The 6,240-nt window shown below is 60.2% G+C and carries 4 protein-coding genes; all 4 read right to left on the bottom strand.

Features of this window, described 5'->3' with window-relative positions; genetic code table 11:
* Positions 1-346 (bottom strand): 30S ribosomal protein S7 (gene rpsG, locus M0954_RS04905; RefSeq protein WP_297351933.1); only part of this gene is annotated, 346 nt, incomplete at its 3' end.
* Positions 347-526: 180 nt separating this feature from the next.
* Positions 527-907 (bottom strand): 30S ribosomal protein S12, encoded by a 381-nt coding sequence (gene rpsL / locus M0954_RS04900; protein WP_035935550.1) that lies wholly within the window; start codon positions 905-907, stop codon positions 527-529.
* A gap of 220 nt (positions 908-1,127) precedes the next feature.
* Positions 1,128-2,975, bottom strand: coding sequence for a DNA helicase RecQ (recQ, locus tag M0954_RS04895; RefSeq protein WP_297351931.1), 1,848 nt, complete (start codon positions 2,973-2,975; stop codon positions 1,128-1,130).
* Between the two features lie 246 nt (positions 2,976-3,221).
* The coding region (gene rpoC / locus M0954_RS04890; protein WP_297351929.1) for a DNA-directed RNA polymerase subunit beta' at positions 3,222-6,240 on the bottom strand (3,019 nt) is incomplete at its 5' end.

Below are 6,240 nucleotides of genomic sequence, written 5' to 3'. Positions count from 1 at the left end.
TCGACTTCTCGCTGCGCTTCTTCGCAGCTTCGCGCAACCAACGCATCGCCAATGCCATACGACGCGACGGACGCACTTCGACTGGAACTTGATAGTTCGCACCACCAACGCGACGGCTCTTCACTTCGACCACCGGCTTCACGTTGTTGAGCGCTACCGTGAACACTTCCAGCGGGTCCTTGCCACCCTTGGTCTGGATCTGTTCAAAAGCGCCATACACGATACGCTCGGCAACCGACTTCTTGCCGGAGAGCATCAGCACGTTCATGAACTTGGCTACATCTACGTTACCGAACTTCGGATCCGGCAACACTTCCCGCTTGGGGACTTCGCGACGACGCGGCATGTTTCTTCCTTTAACTTTTTCAGTTGGAGCTATTTTTAGCCCCGCGGCCACCAACTAACCCGATTCATCTCTTACGATTTACCAGCCCGGTCGGGTGACCACTTACTCGACAGCACCGGCGATTCCGGCACCACCGCTAATACCGCCTTTGCAGGCGACCTGAAACTACTGACCGGCTAATTACTTGCCAGCCTTGGCGCGCTTAGCACCGTACTTCGAACGAGCTTGCTTACGATCCTTGACGCCCTGGGTATCCAGCGAGCCGCGAACCATGTGGTAACGCACACCCGGCAAGTCCTTCACACGACCGCCGCGAATCAGCACGACCGAGTGTTCCTGCAGGTTGTGGCCTTCACCACCAATGTACGAAATGACTTCGAAGCCGTTCGTCAGGCGCACCTTGGCGACCTTACGAAGTGCCGAGTTCGGCTTCTTCGGCGTCGTGGTGTACACGCGAGTGCACACGCCGCGACGCTGGGGGCAGTCCTGCAAAGCCGGGCTCTTGCTCTTCACTGTTTCGGAAGCGCGGCCTTTGCGAACCAGTTGATTGATGGTTGGCATTGTTTATTCCTGAAATTGAACAAAATCGACGCAAATCTTTCTGGGCAAAGCAGAAACGATTGCGCATCGAACTTCCGGGTCCGATTGCCAGCGCGCGAGCTCAACTTGCTTTGATCCGCGCAGCGGCATTCCAAGAACCGGAACCTAGCATAATATTCCGAAAAGACTAAGTGAGTCAATAGCTTGCGAGGCCTCTAAGCCCTGACTGACTCTGCGGTGCCTAATCGGCACCGACCACTTCGAGCAATTCCCAGCCGAAGCGGTCCAGTTTGCGCGCGCCCATGCCGGGAATGCCGCGCAGGGTCTCGATCGAATCGGGGCCATTGCGGGCGATTTCCGCCAAAGTCGCGTCGTGGAAGATAACGTAGGCCGGTACCCCGTCGGTCTTCGCCGTCTCGGTACGCCAGGCGCGCAAACGGTCCCAGCGGGCGCGCTCGCGCGGCCCCATGCCGATCGTTGGGTCCGCGCGCTCGCTAGTACGACTGGACGACTGGCGAGTGCGCGTCGGCTTCACGTAGCGGCGCATCGTGACGTTCTGCTCGCTCTTGAGTACCGCTTTGCTTGCCTCGGTGAGCACCAGCGAGCCAAAGCCCTCATGGTCGACCGTCAGGTAGCCGAATGCGACGAGCTGGCGGAAGACGGCGCGCCATTCCGGCTCGCCCAGAGCCGCGCCTATTCCGAAGGTGGTCAACTTTTCATGGCCGCGCTGCAGGATCTTTTCGCTGCTGTTGCCACGCAAGATGTCGATCAGGTGGCCGGCGCCGAAGTGGAAACCACTCGCCCGTTGCGCGCGGAACACGCAGGACAGCGCCATTTGCGCCTCCCGCGTCGCGTCCCAGGTGTCGGGCGGTTCAAGACAGGTATCGCAATTGCCGCAGGGTTTGCTGGATTCGCCGAAATAGTTAAGCAGACGCACCCGGCGGCATGTCGCCGCTTCGCACAGGCCTAGCAGCGCGTCGAGCTTGCCGGTCTGCACACGCTTATGCGCATCGTCGGCGTCCGACTCGTCGATCATCTTGCGCTGCTGCACGACATCGCCGAGGCCGTAGGCCATCCAAGCGTTCGCCGGCATGCCGTCGCGGCCCGCGCGGCCCGTTTCCTGGTAGTAGCCTTCGACGCTCTTCGGCAAATCGAGGTGGGCGACAAAACGCACATCGGGCTTGTCGATGCCCATGCCAAATGCGATCGTTGCGCACATGACGATGCCTTCCTCGCGCTGGAACATCTCCTGATGCTTCTGGCGAATCTCGAACTCCATGCCCGCGTGATAAGGCAGCGCGCGCATGCCCTTTTCTTTCAGCCACTCCGCAGTCTCTTCCACCTTGCGACGCGACAGGCAATACACGACCCCGGCGTCAGTCGTGCCGTCGGGCCTGGAATGCTCGGCGCGGATGAAATCGAGCAGTTGCGTCCGCGCGTTGTCCTTTTCGACGATGCGGTACCGGATGTTCGGACGGTCGAAGCTAGAAACGAAAACCCGCGCATCGTCGAGAGCCAGGCGGTGGATGATCTCATCGCGCGTGATAGCGTCGGCGGTAGCCGTGAGGGCGATGCGCGGCACGTTCGGAAAACGCTCGTGCAGCACCGACAGCTGAATGTACTCAGGGCGGAAGTCGTGCCCCCATTGCGACACGCAGTGCGCTTCGTCGATTGCAAACAGCCCAATACGGGTCCGCTCGAGCAGTTCCTGGAAGCGCGACGTCATCAGCCGCTCTGGCGCGACATACAGAAGATCAATCTCGCCCTCGCGCAAGGCGCGCTCAGTCGCAGCAGCCTCCGGTCCAGACAAGGTCGAATTCAGATACGCCGCGCGCACGCCGACTTCCTTGAGCGCGGCGACCTGGTCCTGCATCAGCGCGATCAGCGGCGAGACCACGATGCCCGCGCCTAGCCCAGCCTCGCGCCGCACCAGCGATGGAATCTGATAACAGAGCGATTTGCCGCCGCCCGTCGGCATCAACACGAGGCAATCGCCGCCACCAGCGACGTGCTCGACAATCTCCCCCTGTTGCCCTCTGAACACGGGGTAGCCGAAGACTTCGTTGAGGATTTCGAGCGAACGGGACATGAATTTGAGAGAGGACAGCGTATTGCCGGTAACACGAATTTTACCAACGCATTCGTGCTGCGCCCGCGCTTTCCGACAACGTTAGCCAATCGGCCCATAAAACCGGACAAAAGCGCGTCAAAAACGACCGTGGTGCGTGGGACAGAAGTAAGTGCTAAAGCACTAACCTGTCGACAAAAAAAAGCCGCTCAGTCGAAACTGAGCGGCTTCTGGCTTACGAGGCCAAGCGGCTTGCGCCGCTCGAACTTACTCGCCTGAGTGCTGCTGTTCGGCGGCCGGGGTTTCCGGTGTGCCGAATTCGAACGACTCTTCCGCTGCGATCTGATCGAAACGCTCGCGGTCGGACAGTTCCTTGCTCTTACGTGCCTTGTGGAACGCGAGACCCGTACCGGCCGGAATCAGACGGCCGACGATCACGTTTTCCTTCAGACCACGCAGGTCGTCGCGCTTGCCCATAATCGCCGCTTCGGTCAGCACGCGGGTCGTTTCCTGGAACGATGCCGCAGAGATGAACGAATCGGTCGACAGCGACGCCTTCGTGATACCGAGCAAGACGTTTTCGTACGTTGCCGGACGCTTGTCTTCCGCGATCATACGGTCGTTCTCGTCGAGCATATCCGACCGCTCGACCTGTTCGCCCGGGATGAAACGCGTATCGCCGTTGTCCGTAATCTGCACGCGGCGCAGCATCTGACGAACAATCACTTCAATGTGCTTGTCGTTGATCTTCACGCCCTGCAGACGGTACACGTCCTGCACTTCGTCCACGATGTAACGCGACAGCGCTTCGACTCCCTGCAGACGCAGGATATCGTGCGGATCCGCCGGCCCGTCGACAATCATTTCGCCCTTGTTGACGACCTGACCATCGTGCACCAGAACCTGCTTTTCCTTCGCGATCAGGAACTCGTGCTGGTTGCCCTCGAGGTCCGTAATAACGAGACGCTGCTTGCCCTTCGTGTCCTTACCGAACGACGTCGTACCCGTGACTTCCGCCAGGATACCAGCGTCCTTCGGCGAACGGGCTTCGAACAGTTCGGCCACACGCGGCAAACCGCCGGTAATGTCACGCGTCTTCTGCGATTCGGTCGGGATACGTGCGAGCACTTCACCCACCTGCACTTGCTGACCGTCCTTCACGGTGATCAGAGCGCCGACCTGGAAGCCGATCTGCACCGAGTGCTCGGTGTTCGGGATCTTGACTTCTTCACCGCTCGCATCGAGCAGCTTGACCTGCGGACGCACCGTCTTCGACGCTTGCGAACCGCGGCGCTTCACGTCGATCACGACCAGCGTCGAGAGACCCGTCACATCGTCGATCTGCTTGGCAACCGTCACGCCTTCTTCGACGTTTTCGAACTTCACCGTACCACCGTACTCGGTGATGATCGGACGCGTCATCGGGTCCCACGTCGCCAGTTGCGTGCCGGCCTTGATCTGCGCGCCGTCCAACTGTAACAGCGTCGCGCCGTACGGCACCTTGTGACGTTCACGCTCACGGCCATGGTCGTCGGTGATCATCGCTTCGCCCGAACGCGAGATGACGATCTGCTCGCCCTTCGCATTCGTCACGTAACGCATCGTCGACGTGAAACGCACCGTACCGTTCGACTTGGCTTCGATCGACGAGGCCACCGCCGCACGCGACGCCGCACCACCAATGTGGAACGTACGCATCGTCAGCTGTGTGCCCGGTTCACCGATCGACTGAGCAGCAATCACGCCCACTGCCTCACCGACGTTGACCGACGAGCCGCGGCCCAGGTCGCGGCCGTAGCAGGCTGCGCACAGACCGTAACGCGTTTCGCAAGTCAGCGGCGTACGCACGCGCACTTCGTCGATGCCGAGGCGTTCGATTTCTTCGACCGCGTCTTCGTCGAGCAATGTGCCCGATTCAAACAGCGTTTCCTGCGATTCCGGATTGACGACGTCAGCCACCGCCACGCGACCCAAAATACGGTCACGCAGGGCTTCGACGACTTCACCGCCTTCGACCAACGCCTTCATGGCGACGCCGTTCGACGTACCGCAATCGTCTTCGACCACCACCAGATCCTGCGTCACGTCCACCAGACGACGTGTCAGGTAACCCGAGTTTGCCGTCTTCAGTGCCGTATCAGCCAGACCCTTACGTGCACCGTGGGTCGAGATGAAGTACTGCAACACGTTCAGGCCTTCGCGGAAGTTCGCCGTAATCGGCGTCTCGATGATCGAGCCATCCGGCTTCGCCATCAGGCCACGCATACCGGCCAGCTGACGAATCTGAACTGCGGAACCACGAGCACCCGAGTCGGCCATCATGTAGATGGAGTTGAACGACTCTTGACGCGTCTGATTACCGTCGCGATCGACCACCGGCTCCGTCGAGAGCTGTTCCATCATCGCCTTGCCGACCGCTTCCGACGTTGCCGACCAGATGTCGACCACGTTGTTGTAGCGCTCTTGCGACGTGACGAGACCCGACATGTACTGACGGTCGTATTCCTTCACCTTCTTCGCGGCGTCGCCGACGATCTGTTCTTTTTGCGGCGGCACGAGCATGTCGTCCACGCAGATCGAAATACCGGCGCGCGTTGCCAGACGGAAACCCGACTGCATCAACTGGTCGGCGAAAATCACCGTTTCACGCAGACCGCACTTGCGGAATGCGGTGTTGATGAGGCGCGAGATTTCCTTCTTCTTCAGCGGCTTGTTCAGCACCGAGAACGGCAGACCCGGCGGCAGAATTTCCGACAGGATCGAACGGCCAACGGTCGTCGGATACAGCGTGATCTTCGGCACGAACTTCGGCGCACCTTCCGACGTGTCTTCGTTGTGGACCATTTCAGTGATCCGTACGTTGACGCGCGAGGCCAGCTCGACTTCCTTGTTTTCGTAAGCACGCAGCGCTTCCGAGACGCCGGTGAACGTCAGGCCTTCGCCCTTGGCGTTCACAGCTTCACGGGTCGCGTAGTACAAACCGAGCACGATATCCTGCGACGGCACGATCGACGGGTCGCCGTTAGCCGGGAACAGGATGTTGTTCGACGCCAGCATCAGCGTACGCGCTTCCATCTGCGCTTCGAGCGACAGCGGCACGTGCACAGCCATCTGGTCACCGTCGAAGTCGGCGTTGAACGCCGCGCAAACGAGCGGGTGCAGCTGGATTGCCTTACCTTCGATCAGCACCGGCTCGAACGCCTGAATGCCAAGACGGTGCAGCGTCGGCGCACGGTTCAGCATGACCGGATGTTCGCGGATCACCTCTTCGAGGATGTCCCACACC

This window comes from Paraburkholderia sp. (genome assembly GCF_026225065.1).
In the GTDB taxonomy this organism is placed as follows: domain Bacteria; phylum Pseudomonadota; class Gammaproteobacteria; order Burkholderiales; family Burkholderiaceae; genus Paraburkholderia.
Note: the sequence above shows the minus strand (reverse complement) of the source record. Positions and strands in the feature narration are given on the sequence as shown.